The sequence below is a fragment of the Marinactinospora thermotolerans DSM 45154 genome (assembly GCF_900167435.1).
Lineage (GTDB): Bacteria > Actinomycetota > Actinomycetes > Streptosporangiales > Streptosporangiaceae > Marinactinospora > Marinactinospora thermotolerans.
In genome coordinates, this window is record NZ_FUWS01000014.1 from 25,076 (window position 1) to 40,794 (window position 15,719).

General features: G+C 71.1%; 13 protein-coding genes. 6 read left to right on the top strand and 7 right to left on the bottom strand.

The genetic code is table 11. The annotated features are described in order from the left end of the window. Nucleotides 1-67: 67 nt before the first annotated feature. From B5D66_RS21820 to B5D66_RS26200, 5 genes are all read right to left on the bottom strand, one after another. The gene (locus B5D66_RS21820) at nt 68-757 is read right to left on the bottom strand and encodes a methyltransferase (protein WP_078763679.1); all 690 of its coding nucleotides are present in this window, start codon (nt 755-757) and stop codon (nt 68-70) included. A 33-nt stretch (nt 758-790) separates the two neighbouring features. Further along, entirely contained in the window at nt 791-2,080 is a 1,290-nt protein-coding gene (locus B5D66_RS21825; protein WP_078763680.1) for a DegT/DnrJ/EryC1/StrS aminotransferase family protein, read from the bottom strand. Beyond that, nucleotides 2,032-3,186, bottom strand: coding sequence for a Gfo/Idh/MocA family protein (locus tag B5D66_RS21830; protein WP_327309195.1), 1,155 nt, complete (start codon nt 3,184-3,186; stop codon nt 2,032-2,034). Before B5D66_RS21830 ends, B5D66_RS21825 begins: the two co-directional genes overlap by 49 nt. Nucleotides 3,187-3,247: 61 nt before the next feature. Next, the gene (locus B5D66_RS21835; RefSeq protein WP_078763682.1) at nt 3,248-3,694 is read right to left on the bottom strand and encodes an NUDIX hydrolase; all 447 of its coding nucleotides are present in this window, start codon (nt 3,692-3,694) and stop codon (nt 3,248-3,250) included. A gap of 839 nt (nt 3,695-4,533) precedes the next feature. Continuing rightward, a complete protein-coding gene (locus B5D66_RS26200) occupies nt 4,534-4,869 on the bottom strand; it encodes a DUF892 family protein (protein WP_235001155.1) in 336 nt (111 codons plus the stop codon). A gap of 276 nt (nt 4,870-5,145) precedes the next feature. On the opposite strand from B5D66_RS26200, the gene B5D66_RS21845 reads away from it, so the two are divergent. Both B5D66_RS21845 and B5D66_RS21850 read left to right on the top strand, forming a co-directional pair. Continuing rightward, nucleotides 5,146-6,432, top strand: a complete 1,287-nt coding sequence (locus B5D66_RS21845) for an ATP-grasp domain-containing protein (RefSeq protein ID WP_078763683.1) — start codon at nt 5,146-5,148, stop codon at nt 6,430-6,432. A gap of 19 nt (nt 6,433-6,451) precedes the next feature. Continuing rightward, a complete protein-coding gene (locus B5D66_RS21850) occupies nt 6,452-8,479 on the top strand; it encodes a CocE/NonD family hydrolase (RefSeq protein ID WP_078763684.1) in 2,028 nt (675 codons plus the stop codon). 76 nt (nt 8,480-8,555) lie between these two features. Here B5D66_RS21850 and B5D66_RS21855 read toward each other — a convergent pair whose 3' ends face one another. Continuing rightward, complete coding sequence (locus B5D66_RS21855; protein WP_078763685.1) at nt 8,556-9,290, bottom strand: FadR/GntR family transcriptional regulator; 735 nt, start codon at nt 9,288-9,290, stop codon at nt 8,556-8,558. Between the two features lie 829 nt (nt 9,291-10,119). Here B5D66_RS21855 and B5D66_RS21860 point away from each other — a divergent pair. The 4 genes from B5D66_RS21860 (at nt 10,120) to B5D66_RS21875 (ending at nt 14,035) form a co-directional block, all read left to right on the top strand. Further along, the gene (locus tag B5D66_RS21860; protein WP_078763686.1) at nt 10,120-10,857 is read left to right on the top strand and encodes a (Fe-S)-binding protein; all 738 of its coding nucleotides are present in this window, start codon (nt 10,120-10,122) and stop codon (nt 10,855-10,857) included. Then, the gene (locus B5D66_RS21865; protein ID WP_078763687.1) at nt 10,854-12,284 is read left to right on the top strand and encodes a LutB/LldF family L-lactate oxidation iron-sulfur protein; all 1,431 of its coding nucleotides are present in this window, start codon (nt 10,854-10,856) and stop codon (nt 12,282-12,284) included. The genes B5D66_RS21860 and B5D66_RS21865 overlap by 4 nt, the downstream gene beginning before the upstream one ends. Then, complete coding sequence (locus B5D66_RS21870) at nt 12,281-12,919, top strand: LutC/YkgG family protein (RefSeq protein WP_078763688.1); 639 nt, start codon at nt 12,281-12,283, stop codon at nt 12,917-12,919. The genes B5D66_RS21865 and B5D66_RS21870 overlap by 4 nt, the downstream gene beginning before the upstream one ends. Nucleotides 12,920-13,258: 339 nt before the next feature. After that, a complete protein-coding gene (locus B5D66_RS21875) occupies nt 13,259-14,035 on the top strand; it encodes a phosphotransferase (RefSeq protein ID WP_078763689.1) in 777 nt (258 codons plus the stop codon). A gap of 42 nt (nt 14,036-14,077) precedes the next feature. Here the strand turns inward: B5D66_RS21875 and B5D66_RS21880 are convergent, their stop codons facing one another. Continuing rightward, nucleotides 14,078-15,103: a sensor histidine kinase gene (locus B5D66_RS21880; protein ID WP_078763690.1), complete on the bottom strand. Its 1,026-nt coding sequence runs from the start codon at nt 15,101-15,103 to the stop codon at nt 14,078-14,080. Nucleotides 15,104-15,719: the final 616 nt, after the last annotated feature.

Here is a 15,719-nt window from a genome sequence, read left to right on the forward strand (position 1 = left end):
CGTGGGCCGTACCGTCTCCTTCGGGGCCGCGGGCGAGACGGTACGGCTTCGGCGAGAGGCCATCGATCTAGGCCTCTAGGAGTTCGAGCAACCAGTACTCCATGACGCGGTGGACTTCGATGCGCCGGATCCTGCGCAGCAGCCGAAGGCGGCGTCCCGCGTCCCCGGCCAGCCGTTCCAGCAGCGCGCCGTCGGCGAGGTCGGCCGTACCGATGAGGACCCTGCCCCCGGGGGCGAGGTGGTCGTGGGCCTCGGCGATGAAACGCGCCTGGGCCCGGTAACCGGGGTCGAACACCGCGCTGTGCAGCCGGGAGGACATGGAGAAGTCGTTGGGAACCCACGTCCACGGCACGTTCCAGAAGACGAGGTCGAAGCGTTCCCGGGGCGCCAACGCCGCGAACAGGTCGCTGTGCAGGCTGCGGACCCGGCTCTCGACACCGTGTAACCGGGCGTTGTCCTCGGTATTGGCGACCGCCTCGGTGTTGATGTCCAGCGCGGTCACCGAAGCGACGCCCCTCAACGCGGCCGTCACCGAGATGACCCCGCTCCCGGACCCCACTTCGAGGAACGATCCGCCGACAGGGTAGGGAAGGGCCGACGCCATGACCTCCGTGGCCGCGGTGACGGTGCCGGGGAACACCCCCCGGCGCAGGGTCCACTCCCTTCCGAGCAGGGTGAAGGTATCGGGAAACCCCTCGGTGTTGATGGCGCGTTCGAGCGTCTCCTCGGCGAGGCGTAGAGGTTCCTTGGTGGCCATGGTCGTCCTTTCCACATGTCCGGTTCGACACGTTCATCGTGATCGGGTGTCGTACTCGGCCAGTGCGACGCGGTGCCGGTGGATCTTGTGGAACGCCTCGACGTAGTGGTCGATCAGTTCCTTGTCCTGCGGCCACCGGTAGAAGGTCGGGAGGGACAGGGCGTGCGCCTCGACGAACTCGGCGTTCGTGCCGGGGCGCACTCGGTTGGGGAGGTAGCGGGCCTCGGGGAACAGGGGGTTGGCCTCTGCGCAATAGAGGGGAAGGGTGGCCAGCCGGGGGCCGGAGGGCGCCCCGACCTCCATGCCCTCGGCCCGCAGAGCGGCGATCAGGGTGCCGCGGGAGATCCCCTCCAGGGCCTTGGGCCGGTACAGCGGCTTGTAGCCGTACCAGGCCCCCATGTCCACCTCGTCGCAGACGTGGACCGGCTCGATGTAGTCCACATCGGCGAGGCGGTCGGTGAGGTAGCGCAGACAACGGTGTCGGGCCTCCTTCCGTTCGGGGAAGGCCGCCAGGGCGTGACTGGCGACGACCGCGTTGAAGGGGGACATGCGCAGCTTCAGCCCGAACCCGCTCACCCAGTAGCGTCGGAGCGACTCGTCGTCGATCTCCTCGCGCGAGCGGTCGCGGTAGTGCCCCAGGAGGGTGGCGCGGTCGTGGACCGCGCGGTCGTCGGTGACGAGGATCCCGCCCTCGCCCGCGAAGACGGCCTTGTTGGCCTGGAGGGAGAAGACCGCGGCGTCGCCGAACGTACCGACCGGCCGCCCCTTGTAGCGACTGCCGTGCGCGTGCGAGCAGTCCTCGAGGACCCGTAGCCCGTTCTCCTCGGCGATGCGCAGGATCGCGTCCATGTCGCAGGGGTGCCCCCACTGGTGGACCACGGTGATCACCCGCGTGTTCTCGGTGATGGCCGCCCGCACGGCCGCGGGCGAGATGCCGCGCGTCTGGACGTCCACGTCGGCCAGCACCACGCTGCCGCGAAGGGCGTAGACCGGGCTGAGGGCCGCGTGGTAGGTCAGGGCCGGACCGACGACCTCGACCCCCTCGGTCACCCCCAGGGCGAAATAGGCGGCGAACAGCGCGCTGGTACCCGAGTTGAAGGTGACGGCGTGGCGGACCCGCCCTTCCAGGAACTCCAGGAACTCGGTCTCGAACCTGGCGATGGGGCCGCAACGCCCTTTGATCGAGATGTCGTCGTCGCGCTGCGCCGCCAGGGCCGCGAGTTCGGCGGGGTCCGCGGGGGGAGGCCACACCTCGTGCGGCCGTGGAAGCGTGATTACGGGCTCACCACCGAACAGTGCGAGTTCGTCGGATCGGTCCGCCATCGTTCTGGTCCTCCGTTCGGGTCCGTGGACGGTTCGGCGCCGTCGTCGCCGGGTCGGGGGCCGACGGTCACGGCCGGGGGCGCCCCACACGCCGTCCGGCCGGCGCCACTGGCGTAGATGCCGTCGATCAGCCGCACGGTGCTCCGCTGCCGCGCGAGGTGGGCCGCGCGGTACTCGCGGTCGTCCAGGTGTCGCACGTAGTGCGAGAACATCGCCTCGACAACGGCTCCCTTGGGCGTCTGCGGCGACAGCCGGTCGATGTACTCGCCCCTGCGAGAGCGCAGTTCGGCACTGCCGGGCTCGACCCGGAAGGTCCCCTCGGCCCCGAGGACCGTCAGGCGCTCGGTCTTCTCGTGGTAATGGCGGGACACCGTGACGGTCCCGGCCATGGAACCCGACGGATAGTAGAGCTGCACGCTGGCCAGGTCCTCCAGGCGGCGCAGGCGCATCTCCTCGTAACAGTGCAGGAAGGTGCTCTGCACCGACGCGGGCATACCGAAATAGGCGTTGATCACGTCGATGACGTGATAGCCCATGTCGAGCATGACCCCGCCGAGCGCGCGGGCGTAGTCGGCCCGCCAGCCACAGGTCGGTTCGGGAAGATCGAGGTGGTAGTCGTAGGCGAACCAGTAGGGGCGCCCGATCTGGGGAAGATGGCGCCGGGCGAAGTCGAAGGTCGCCACGAAACTACGCTGTACCAGGGTGTAGACGCTGCGGTCGTTGGCCACCGCGAGCCGGGTCAGCGACTCGGCGTCGCGTTCGGTGATCGCGAAGGGTTTCTCCTTGATGACGTGTTTTCCGCTGCCCAGCAGGAGCTCGCACATGGCGTAATGGGCGCTGTGCGGGACGGTGATGAGCGCCAGGTCGAAATCGACGGCGCGCAGCGCGGATTCGACGCTGTCGAAGTGGGGGAGACCGAGCCTGCGGGCGGTCTCCTCGCCTTCGGCCGAGCTTTCGACGAGCCCGACCGGCCGGGAGTACTTCATGAGCAACGGTAGGTATTCGCGTCCTTGTTTTCCGGCGAATCCGACCGCTATCGAACGAGGGGGCTTTCTTCCACGGACAGCGGACACGGGTGTTCCTTCTGCGGCGTCGAGCGGGTTCACGCCTTCCGACCGGGGCTCGGGGGACGTATTTTCTCCGAATGCGCCCCAGGTTCCCGGGACGTCACCCTGACGACGTTTCCCTTAGCCAACGATGCGCATCCGCGACGACGTTTCGGATGAAATCGCTTCCGGTGCGGCGCGCGTCCTCATCGAGGATCGCGATGTCACGGGGAGAGAGCCACGCAAAACAGGAATGCTTGTCCCGTTCGAGCCGTGGAGCGTCCAGGTCTCCGATGACGTCCACGACGAAGTCGACCTCGCTGTGGACCACACCTTCGGCCTCCCATTCACGGCGCCCGAGGCATGTGAGCGTCCGCCTCAGCCGCCATCCGGTCTCTTCGAGGATTTCTCTGCGCAGGGCCTCGATGAGTGTCTCGCCCGGTTCGACCGCGCCACCCACGATGTCCCAGCACCCGGGAAAGAGGGAGCGGGACTCGGATCTGCGTTGGACGAACACCCGGTCGCGGCCGTCGCGAATGAGGGCGCCCACCACCACGGGTCCGCTCATTCGGTCTCCGAAGATTCCACGTCGCTCCCAGACATCGACCGAAGACGCATTTTCCTGTATTCCCCCGCGCCGGAGAACAGCATTTTCCGATGCGGCGGGGAACGCCATATCCACCCTTCCCTCGCCATCTGAACGGGCGGACGATTCACGACACGACTCCCAGGCTAAGTCAGGCCATGAAGAGGGTCAATACCTCCACAGGGCGAAACCCCTCCGTCTCGCACGCGCCATCCCACGACACGCACCCCGCAGACCTTCAGGGAATGCACACCACTCCCACCCCACCGGAAATCAGAAACTCCTTTTCCTCCCCTAAAAGGCATTTGGAGTATTAACCACGACAAACCCTTTTTCTTCTTTCAGGAAGATACATGCATATAGCCCGACTTTCCGGCCTTCTTCACCGCGGTCGGCGGGACAAGGCGCGGGTCACAGATCACAGGCCGCACCGGCCTCCGGACGGCAGACCCGGCCCTCCGCCCTCCCCCGGCGCCGCTGTGGTCATGAGCCCGCCCCCGGTTCCCGGCCGCGGGTGTCGGGGAGGCCGAGAACCGGGCCGTTCCCGGCCCGGGAGGGCGTCCGCGGTCACAGCGGTCCCGGGCCGGACCGTCAGCGGAAAGGCCCCTGTCCTACACCCCGCGGGCGGCCCCTCCCCTGCCGCGAGGGACCACCCGCGGCGGGGTCCACTGGGGGGAGCGGGCTCTTCCCCGACGGCGTCCACCAGGCCGCGTGAACGGCACCGGGCGGCCTCTCTTCCAGGAGACGGGCCGTCTCCTGGCGGAGGATGCCGGTGAGCTTCGCCGCGATCTGCTCCTCGCCGAGCCGGTGGGCGGTTTCGATCAGCGCCCGCTAGGAGGCGATCTCGACCTGCTCGGGGGCGTAATCGGCCAGGGCGTCCTTGACCATCGCGTCCCGCGCCGGCCCATGCCCTGCATCGCGCCGAACACGTCGGCGAAGGCGCTCTTGACACCGGACACGCCGTCACCGAGGGTCTCGATGCGCCCGCGGACGATCTCGGCCTGCTCGCGGGTCTCCCCGATGTGGCGCTCGATGCGCGCCCGCGCCTCGGGCGGGCCTTCGGCGTCCTTGGCGTGACGCCGCAGGACCTCCTCCAGTGCCCGCTGCATGGCGTAGACGCCGTTGAGCCAGGAGATCAGGCGGTGGACCTCTTCCATGCCGTCGAACCGGGAGGTGCCGGCGTCGAGGCGACGCCTTCCCGAGCCCCCGCGATCGTCCGCCGGAAAACGGTGGAAACCGCTGTACGGGCGCCGGCGGCCCCCTTCTCACCCGGCACGGCGACGGCGGAGAGCGGGCGGGCGAACCGGGAGACGCACCGAGCGGAGCGGGCCCCTCATACGACGACGTGGCGCGTCCCACGTCTCCCAGAGAACCGAAAAAGGAGTGAAACGGACAGTGCGGGTACGGCAAAGGCGACAGACAAGGAGGTCACCATGGCCGAGAACATCTTCGTCCTGGGACTGGACGAGCACAACCGCGAGACCCTGGGGAGCCTTCCGCACCTGTCGCGCTACCGTTTCCACGGGCTGCTGACGATCGAGGAACTCCAGCACGAGGACATCGACGTGCCCGCGCTCCTGGAACGCGCCCGCGCGCAGCTGGAGGCGTTCGACGGCACGGTCGACGCCATCATGGGCTACTGGGACTTCCCGGTCAGCTCGATGGTCCCGATCCTGTGCGAGGAGTACGGGCTGCCTTCGGCGTCGCTGGAGTCCGTGGTCAAGTGCGAGCACAAGTACTGGAGCCGGCTGGAGCAGCGCGAGGTCATCGACGAACTGCCCGGCTTCGCTGAGGTCGCGCAGGACGCCACGGAGCCGCCGGCCGGCCTGTCCTACCCCATGTGGCTCAAACCGGTGAAGTCCTTCTCCTCCGAACTGGCCTTCCGGGTCACCGACGATGAGGAGTTCCGTTCCGCCCTGGCCGAGATCAACGAGGGCGCCGGCCGGATCGGCGAGCCGTTCGAGTACGTGCTGGGGCGGGTGAACCCGCCGGCCGCGATCGCCGAGGCCGGGGGGACGGCCTGCCTGGCCGAGGAGGAGGTCGGCGGGCGACAGGTCACCGTCGAGGGGTACGTCCACGAGGGCGAGGTCGTCGTCTACGGCGTCGTGGACTCGCTGCTCTACCCCGACAGTCCGAGTTTCCTGCGCTACCAGTACCCCTCACGGTTGCCCGGGCATGTCACCGAACGGCTCACCACCGTCTCCCGCCGGGTCGTCGAACGCCTCGGCCTGGACTCGGTCACCTTCAACATCGAGTTCTTCTGGGACCCCGAGACCGACCGGATCCGGCTGCTGGAGGTCAACCCGCGCCACTCCCAGTCCCACGCCAAGCTGTTCGAGTACGTCGACGGCACCCCCAACCACGAGTGCGCGCTGAGCCTGGCGCTGGGCCGCTCCCCCGAGCTCTCCCCGGGTGACGGCGAGTACGCGGTCGCCGCGAAGTGGTTCCTGCGCCGTTTCGAGGACGGCGTGGTGCGTCGCGCGCCCGGCCCCGAGGATGTGGCCCGTGTGGAGCGCGAGATCCCGGGCACGACCGTGAAGGTCGTGGCGCACGAGGGCGACCGGCTGTCACGGCTGCCCGGCCAGGACAGCTACAGCTACGAACTCGCCCAGGTCTTCGTCGGCGCGCGCGACGAGGAGGAGCTGAAGGACAAGTACGACCGGTGCGTCGCCGCGCTGCCCTTCGAGATCGACACCGTCGGCGACGCCGAAGACCGATGAGGGAGGAGGTCTGAGGAGGATGCGAACGGTCACCTCCCTGCCGCACCCGGTGCGGGAGGACGAGCACGTCGAGATCCCGATGTCGGACGGAACCCGGCTGGCCGCGCGGATCTGGCGGCCCGAGGACTCGAGGGAGCGTCCGGTGCCCGCCGTGCTGGAGTTCATCCCCTACCGCAAGCGCGATCTGACCGCGCAGCGCGACTCCATCCACCACCCCTACCTGGCCGGGCACGGCTATGCCTGCGTGCGGGTGGACCTGCGTGGCAGCGGCGACTCCGAGGGCGTGCTGACCGACGAGTACCTGGAGCAGGAGCTGCGGGACGCCGAGGAGGTGCTGGCCTGGCTGGCCGCGCGGCCCTGGTGTGACGGCCGTACCGGGATGATGGGGATCTCCTGGGGCGGGTTCAACGCCCTCCAGGTCGCCGCGCGGCGCCCGCCCGGCCTGTCGGCGATCATCACGGTGTGCTCCACCGACGACCGTTACGCCGACGACGTCCACTACATGGGGGGCTGTCTGCTCGGCGACAACCTCTCGTGGGCCTCGACCATGTTCGCCTACAACTCCTGTCCTCCCGACCCCGAGCTGGTCGGCGACCGATGGAGGCGGATGTGGCGGGAGCGGTTGGAGGGCAGCGGCCTGTGGCTGGACACCTGGCTGCGCCACCAGCACCGGGACGCCTACTGGCGGCACGGGTCGGTGTGCGAGGACCTGTCGGCGATCCAGGTGCCGGTGCTCGCGGTGAGCGGCTGGGCCGACGGGTACTCCAACGCGGTCTTCCGTCTCATGGAGGGGCTGGAGGTGCCCCGGCTGGGACTGATCGGCCCCTGGTCGCACAAGTACCCGCACCTGGGTGAGCCGGGGCCGGCGATCGGCTTCCTCCAGCACGCGGTGCGCTGGTGGGACCGTTGGCTCAAGGACGAGGACAACGGCATCATGGACGGCCCCATGCTGCGCACCTGGATGCAGGAGAGCGTGCCCCCCTCCACCGCCTACGAGGACCGGCCCGGCCGCTGGGTGGGAGAGCCGGCCTGGCCCTCCCCCCACATCGGCGAGGTCCGGTTGCCGCTGGAGCGCGGGGCTTTGGCGCCCCCCGGCACCGAGGTGGGCGAGCGCGACCTCACCGTGCAGTCACCGCTGTCCGTGGGCCAGTTCGCCGGCAAGTGGTGTTCCTACAACGCGCCGCCCGACCTGCCCTACGACCAGCGCGAGGAGGACGGCGGTTCGCTGGTGTTCGACGGCGCCGTGCTCACCGAGCGGCTGGAGATCCACGGTGCCCCGCGACTGGACCTGGAGTTCTCGGTGAACCGGCCGGTCGCCATGGTCGCGGTGCGGTTGTCCGACGTCGCCCCCGACGGCAAGGCGACGCGGGTCACCTACGGCCTGCTCAACCTGACCCACGCGCAGGGCCATGAGCGGCCCCGGCCGTTGGAGCCGGGACGGCGCTACCGCGTCTCGGTCGCGCTCAACGGGGTGGCCCAGGCGTTCCCGCCGGGGCACCGGCTGCGCCTGTCGCTGTCCACGTCGTACTGGCCGCTGGCCTGGCCGCCGCCCGAACCCGCGCTGCTGACCGTGCACCTGGGCGGCCACACGGCGCTGGCGCTGCCGGTCCGGCGCGCCGACGCCGACGACGAGGTCGATCCGGCGCCGTTCGAGGCCCCCGAGGGGACCCCGCCGATCCGCAGCAGTGTGGTGGAGCCGGGAGAGCAGCGCTGGAACGTCAGCCGTGACCTGGTCACCTACCGTTCGGCGCTGGAGGTGGTCAAGGATCTGGGCACGGTCCGTTTCGACGACATCGGTCTGGACGTGACCCGCCGTTCCCGGGAGGAGTACTCCTGGACCGGAGACGACTTCACCTCGGTGCGGGGCGAGACCGAGTGGACGATGGGGTTCGAACGCGGCGACTGGTCGGTCACGACGGTCACCCGCACCGTCGTGACCTCCACGCCCGACGACTTCCACCTGTACGCCCAGCTCGACGCCTATGAGGGCGGTGAACGGGTCTTCTCCCGCGAGTGGGACAGCGTCATCCCACGCGAGCTCGTCTAGGGGCGGGCGCCGCGCGGGCCGGGAGGGGGTTCCTCCCGGCCCGCCGCCTTTTTCGCTGGAGGTGTCCGTCGGCTCCTCAGGCGAAGTCGTCGAGGTGGGCGCACAGCCAGTTCTCGACCTCCAGGACGTGCATGGTGGCCGCGGCCCGGGCGGCGTCGGGGTCCCTGGCGAGAAGGGCCCGGTAGATGCGTTCGTGGTCCTCGCGTAGCCGGGCGACGACTCCCGCCTCGTGGTGGCCGTGCCAGACCCGGGCCTTGAAGGTGCGGGAGGACAGGCCGCCGTTGATCGCGGCGAGGGTGGTGTTTCCCGTCATCTCGACGATGGCCTGGTGGAAGGAGAGGTCCGCCGCGACGGTGTCGCCGATGCCCTCGTCCCGGCCGATGCGTTCCAGCACGGTGCCGAGCCGGCGCAGTTGGTCGTCGTCGGCGCGCGCCGCGGCCAGCGCGGTGGCGGCGGGTTCCAGGATCCGGCGCACCTGGAGGACCTCGACCAGGGTCTCGCCGCGCGCCACCTCGGCCAGGACGGAGAAGGTCTCCAGCAGGTCGGCGGGGCGCAGGGCGGTGACGTACACCCCGGCCCCGTGGCGGGCCTCCAACACGCCCAGGGTGGTCAGGGCCCGGATCGCCTCGCGCATGGAGCTGCGTGACAGCCCCAGTTCCGCCGCCAGTTCGCGTTCGGTGGGCAGTCGTTGCCCCGGGCGCAGGGTCCCGTCGGCGATCATCGCCTTGATCTGCTCGATCGCGCGCTGGGTGACCGGTACGCGGTCGGCCTCGGCGGCCGGGTCGGCGGGCGGGACGTCGGGGCTGCTCACTGTGGCTCCTCGGGTGGTTCACGGGTCTGGCCGCGGCGCGGCGGGGCCGTCCACCATCTTGACACCTTCCGGTCTCCGCGAGTAGAAGTGGTCAGACCAATTTTTCCATCACGCGGCATATGCGACCGAGAAACTCGCTATAAGCCGTCTCTGGCTCAAGACACCGCGAAGTGATCAGACCAATGATCATTCCGGGCCGTGGAACCCCTGACCGGGAGGCGACGTGAAGATCCTCCGCTTCGGAGCATCGAGGGCCGAACGACCTGCCGCGCGGACCGGGAAGAACGTGTGCGCCGGGTCGGACCACGCCGACCACCCGGCCGAGAGCGGAGCCGGCCCCCCGCGGTGTTCCTCAAGGCCGGCCAGACCGTGGGGCATCGCCGACGCCTTCGAGCGGGTCCCGGCCACGCCACGGCGGTGGCCGGTGGGACACCGACGAGCCGCGCGAGACGTGCAGGCCCTGGCCGGCGGCTCCAACGCGCTGGGCGCCCCAGGTTCCGGATTCGCGGTCGCGGGTCACCGGGAAACCGGTCCACGACGGCCCCGCCGAACATGCTCTTCGGCGTGTATCACCTGCTGTGGCCCCTGAGGACCGGCCGGAACGGCCCTCCCCGCGTCCCGGGGACGTGATGGAGCCGGAGGAGGTCGCGGGGCCGGGGCGGCAGCGCCCACGGCCCGTCCCGGACCCGGGCGCGGGGAACGGTCCCCGCCACCGGCGACCACCACCGCGGCGACACACGCCGCGGCAGAGGAGATCAGCGGCACCGCGCCGGCCACGGCGTACGGTCGTGGCATCGGCGCGGTGCCGGCCAACGGAATGAGGGAGCCCATGCGGATCGCCCTGTTCATCACCTGTGTCAACGACACCCTCTTCCCACGGACGGGACGGGCGGTCCTACGGCTGCTCGAACGCCTGGGCCACGAGGTGGAGTTTCCCCAGGCACAGACATGTTGCGGGCAGATGCACTACAACACGGGGTACCGGCGCGACGCCCAGAAGCTGGCGGTGCGGTTCGTGGAGACCTTCGCCGACTACGACGCCGTCCTGGTCCCCTCCGGCTCGTGCGCCGGCATGGTCCGTGACAACTATCCGCGCCTGGGCGAGCCGGGGAGCCGGCTGCGGCGCGAGGTCGAACGGGTGGCCCCGAAGGTCCTGGACCTCAGCGAGCTGCTCGTCGACGTGCTGGGGGTGACCGACGTCGGCGCCTACTTCCCGCACCGGGTCACCTACCACCCCACCTGCCACGGCCTGCGGCTATTGCGCCTGGGGGACCGGCCCGAGCGCCTGTTGCGGGCGGTGCGCGGCCTGGAGCTGGTCGAACTCGACGGGGCGACCGAATGCTGCGGCTTCGGCGGCACGTTCGCGGTGAAGAACGCGGCGGTCTCCGCGGCGATGGGATCGGACAAGGCCCGGCACGCCGCCGACACCGGCGCCGAGGTGCTGTGCGCCGTCGACAACTCCTGTCTGATGCACATCGGCGGCACGCTCAGCCGGCAGCGGACCGGCGTGCGCGTGCTGCACCTGGCCGAGATCCTGGCCTCGACCGAGGAGGAGCCCGCCCTATGAGCACGACCTTCGTCGGCATGCCGGCGTTTCCCGACGCCGCCCGAGCCGCCACCGGCAACGCCCAGTTGCGTCACAACCTCCGCAAGGCCACCCACACCATCCGCGACAAGCGCGCGGCGGTCGTCGACGAGCTCGACGACTGGGCCCGGTTGCGCGCCGCCGGCGCGGCGATCAAGGACCGGGTGCTCCGTCACCTCGACGTCTACCTGGAGCGTTTGGAGGCGTCGGTCACCGCGGCCGGCGGCACCGTGCACTGGGCGGCCGACGCGGCCGAGGCCAACCGGATCGTCACCGACCTGGTGCGCGCCACCGGCCACGACGAGGTGGTCAAGGTCAAATCCATGGCGACCCAGGAGATCGGGCTCAACGAGGCGCTGGGCGAAGCCGGGATCACCGCCTACGAGACCGACCTGGCCGAGCTGATCGTCCAGCTCGGCGACGACACCCCCTCGCACATCCTCGTCCCGGCCATCCACCGCAACCGGTCGGAGATCCGCGAGATCTTCCGGACCAGGATGGCCGAGTGGGGCGTCCCCGCACCCGAGGGCCTGACCGACGACCCGCGGGCGCTGGCCGAGGCCGCGCGGGTCCACCTGCGGGAGAAGTTCCTCAGCACGAAGGTCGCGATCTCGGGGGCGAACTTCGCGGTGGCCGACACCGGCACACTGGTGGTACTGGAGTCGGAGGGCAACGGGCGGATGTGCCTGACCCTGCCCGACACCCTCATCTCCGTGGTGGGGATCGAGAAGGTCGTGCCGACCTGGAGCGACCTGGAGGTGTTCCTCCAGTTGCTGCCGCGCTCCTCCACCGGGGAGCGCATGAACCCCTACACCTCCACCTGGACCGGCGTCACACCGGGTGACGGCCCTCGGGAGTTCCACCTGGTGCTGCTGGACAACGGGCGCAGCGCCACCCTCGCCGACACCGTCGGCCGCCAGGCGCTGCGCTGCATCCGCTGCTCGGCCTGCCTCAACATCTGCCCGGTCTACGAACGCGCGGGCGGCCACGCCTACGGTTCGGTCTATCCCGGTCCGATCGGCGCGATCCTGACCCCCCAGCTCCGTGGCGTCACCTCGGAACTGGACGCGTCGCTGCCCTACGCCTCCTCCCTGTGCGGGGCGTGTTACGAGGTCTGCCCGGTGGCGATCGACATCCCCGAGGTGCTGGTGCACCTGCGCGAACGGGTGGTCGAGGGCAAGGGGCACCGCGCCGAGAAGGCCGCCATGGCCGCGGCCGGGTGGGTGTTCGGCGACGACCGCAGGCTCGCCCTGGCCCAGCGCGCGGCCGGGGCGGCGCGCGGCCTGGTCCCCCGGCACCTGCCCGGTCCCGGGGCGGCCTGGACCGACACGCGCGACATCCCCGACATCCCGCCCGAGTCGTTCCGTGACTGGTGGCGCAAGCGGCACACGAAGGAGGGTGAACAGTGACCGGATCACGCGAACGCGTCCTGGCCCGGGTGCGGGCGGCGCTGGCCGACGTGCCCCGCGAGGAGGCCCCCGAGGACGCCCCGGTCCCCCGCGGCTACGCGCGCGAGCACGGTCTGGGGGATCCGGTGGCGCTATTGGCCGACCGGCTGGTCGACTACCGCGCGGTCGTGCACCGGGTGCGTCCGGCCGGCCTGGCCCGAACCGTCGGAGCCGCGCTCCAGCGCCGTGGACCGGGTCCGTTCGTCGTCCCACCCGGCCTTCCCGAGGCGTGGCTGCAGCGAGCCGGGGTGGAGGTGGTCCACGACGACGGCCTGGGGGTGGCGGAGCTGGACGCCGCCGCGGGCGTGGTCACCGGGTGCGCGGTGGCGATCGCCGAGACCGGAACGATCGTGCTCGACGCCGGGGCCGACCAGGGCCGTCGGGCCATCACCCTGGTGCCCGACTACCACCTGTGCGTCGTCCCGGCGGAACGGATCGTGGCGAGCGTCCCCCAGGCGCTCCCCCATCTGGATCCGCTCCGGCCGCTGACCTGGATCAGCGGCCCTTCGGCCACCAGCGACATCGAACTCGACCGGGTCGAGGGCGTGCACGGCCCGCGCACCCTGGAAGTGGTCATCGTCGAGGACGCCGGCTGAGACACCGCCGACGTCACGCGCGGTGGCGGCGGCACATGGGGGGAAGGAGCGGCGGCACGCGCTCGGCCACCGGGCGTCCGCACCTATTGCCGGAAGCCTGACCACGGCCGCCGCCCTCCCTGTGCCGCCGGACGGGGAGCGACGAAACAGCCCCTGAACGGCACATCAAGATCATAAAAGTTCTACGGAACGTGACCGACCACGCGACAATAACGCCTCACAGTCACTATCCGGTTGCGCAGTGACGTTCCCCCTACGCATTCTCACCACTACTTTGGGTCACGCGGGCGGGCGATATCAACCGTGGGAAACCGCGGCGCGATGCCAGATGATCGGGGCATGACCTTCGACGAGGAACCCCTCTCGGGAGGGAATGTCAGTGCGGGGGTGGTGCGGGTCGGCGACACCGTACGCCGCCCTGCGGGTCCCTGGACACCGGCCGTCCACGCCCTGCTGGACCACCTGCACTCCGTCGGCTTCCACGCCGCCCCACGCGCGCTGGGCCTGGACGAGCGGGGACGCGAGGTGCTGTCCTACTGCCCGGGGGTCCCCACGTGGCCCGAGCGCTTCGACCTCATGGAGCCTCGCTCGGCGCTGACCCGGGTGGGACACATCATCCGGGACTTCCACGACGCGGTGGCGGGGTTCACGCCTCCCCCGGGCGCCCGGTGGCGGGTCCTGTACCCGCAGGCCGGTGACGAGATCATCGCCCACCACGACCTCGCGCCGTGGAACCTCATCGCCGGCACCGACTCCTGGGCGTTCATCGACTGGGACACCGCGGCCCCGGGAACCCGGCTGTGGGATCTCGCCTACGCGGTGGTCTCCTTCGTCCCCTTGTCCGCCGAGCCGGCCCTGCGCCGCGGCGACCCCGTGGAGCGGATGCGCGCGCTGGTCGAGGGCTACGGGCTGGAGGACGAGGACGACCGCAGACGGCTGATCGGTCTGACGGCCGAGCGCGCCCGCGCCATGCACGACCTCCTCGCCGAACAGGCGGCCCGGGGCAATGCCCCGTGGGAACGGTTGTGGCGCGAGGGACACGGCCGCATCTGGCGGGCCAACGCCGACCACATCCTGGACAACCGGCAGCGCTGGGAGGACGGCCTGCTGGGTTGAGCGGCCCCTGGCGCGGACGGCGCCGCGGGGCGGTCCGCCGCCCTAGCGGGACAGCCGCATGTGAAGGCGCACCGTGGTGGCGCCGTCCGCGGAGTGGATCTCGACCAGGTCGCACAGCTGGCGCACCAGCCACAGTCCCCGTCCACGGCCGCTGTGGGGGTCGGGCGGGGCTCCGGCCATCGGCGCCAGCGGCCGCCACGACGTGGCGGCGGGGCCGCGCACGGTGTCATCGACGACCTCGCACAGCACCTCGTCGGCCTCGGTCCACAGGCGCACGGAACCGCGGCCGCTCCCATGCTCGGCCGTGTTGGAGGCCAGCTCGTTGACCGCGAGCACCAGGTCGGCGGCTGCGCGCGCCGGGACGCCGGCCCGGGCCGCGTAGGCCGCCACCCACGCGCGCACGCTCGCGAAGTCGGCGTAGCCGAACCTGCGTTCGGCCCGCCGGGGCGGTGCCGGGCGTAACGTGCGTGGTCCTCCTCCCGGAGCGAACGCGCTGGGATCGACGTAGTCGGGACTGGGAACCGCGTGGCGCCCCTGGACCATCTCCGGGTGGGTGCGTACGGCGTCGGCGAGGATCGGCGCCGGCACCGATCGCGCGTCGTAGGGGCAGATCATCCAGATCCCGGTGGCCGCGAACAGCGCGTTGAGAGCGGACTCCATGCGCGTCCAGGCGTCGATCTCGCTGGGCGAACGCCCCGTCCACACCGGTTCGGCGAGGATGCGCACCCGGGCGGCGGTAGCGGCGTGCCGTCGCCAGTAGCGGTCGAAGACGGTGATCCGCTCGGGGGGCCGGGCACCGAACCGCACCGACTCCACCCCTTCGATCCCTCCCCCTTGATCTCCCAGGGCCTCGCGCAGCAGGCACAGGTTGCGCGGCGTCGTCGCGGCGATCGCCGGCTCTCCCGCCTCGACGGCGCCCCTGAGGAAGGGGAGGGCCATGTCGAGGAACTCCGCGTCGCCGGAGTAGATGCACCCCTGGTGTGTCATGCCGCCGGGGCGGGGCAGACCCGTCAGATCCTCCCCCCGGTTCGGGTTGGGGCTGTCGAGTGCCTTGGAGGAGTCGGGCATCAGCGGATCCTTACCAGAGCGTTGGGTCCGGGAACCTGGTCCCGGCCGGGGAGCCACGGTGTCCTGTCGGTGGGAGGGCGGGTTCCCTGCGGGAAGGGGACGGCGGCCATCGGCCACTCCGGTGGCGGCGTCCACGGGGCCGCCGCCACAGTCCCGCGTGGCGTCGGCGGGCCGGGTGGCGTTGCGGTCGGGGGCGTCCACGCTACCCCCGGGGCGGGCCGTTACGGCGCGCGGGTGGGACGTGGGGCCCCGCCGCCGCGGGTCCGGGCCGGCCGTACCGGCGGATCGTGGTGGCGGCCTCAACGCGCGGGGCGGCGACCGCGCGGGGTGGGGCGAAGCCTGTGGCGGCCGATGGCGGACCGGTCCCGTTGGTGCCGCGCTCCGGCCGGGGCGGTCCCGTCCCCACGGGGGCGGGGCGGGGTGGGCTCGGGATCTCCTCCCCCTGCCCGGGGCTCCGCGGACAGGAGGGCCACGGTGGTCTCGTCACGTCCGTCCTCGGTCGCGGGGGACGGGCGCTCATGGCCGATGGGGGCCGCCTCCTCGACGGGCCGCGGCCTCGGGGGTGCGTTCATCCGGGCCGCCTTCCCGTCGGGCTCGTCGGTCCACTGTCTGGACG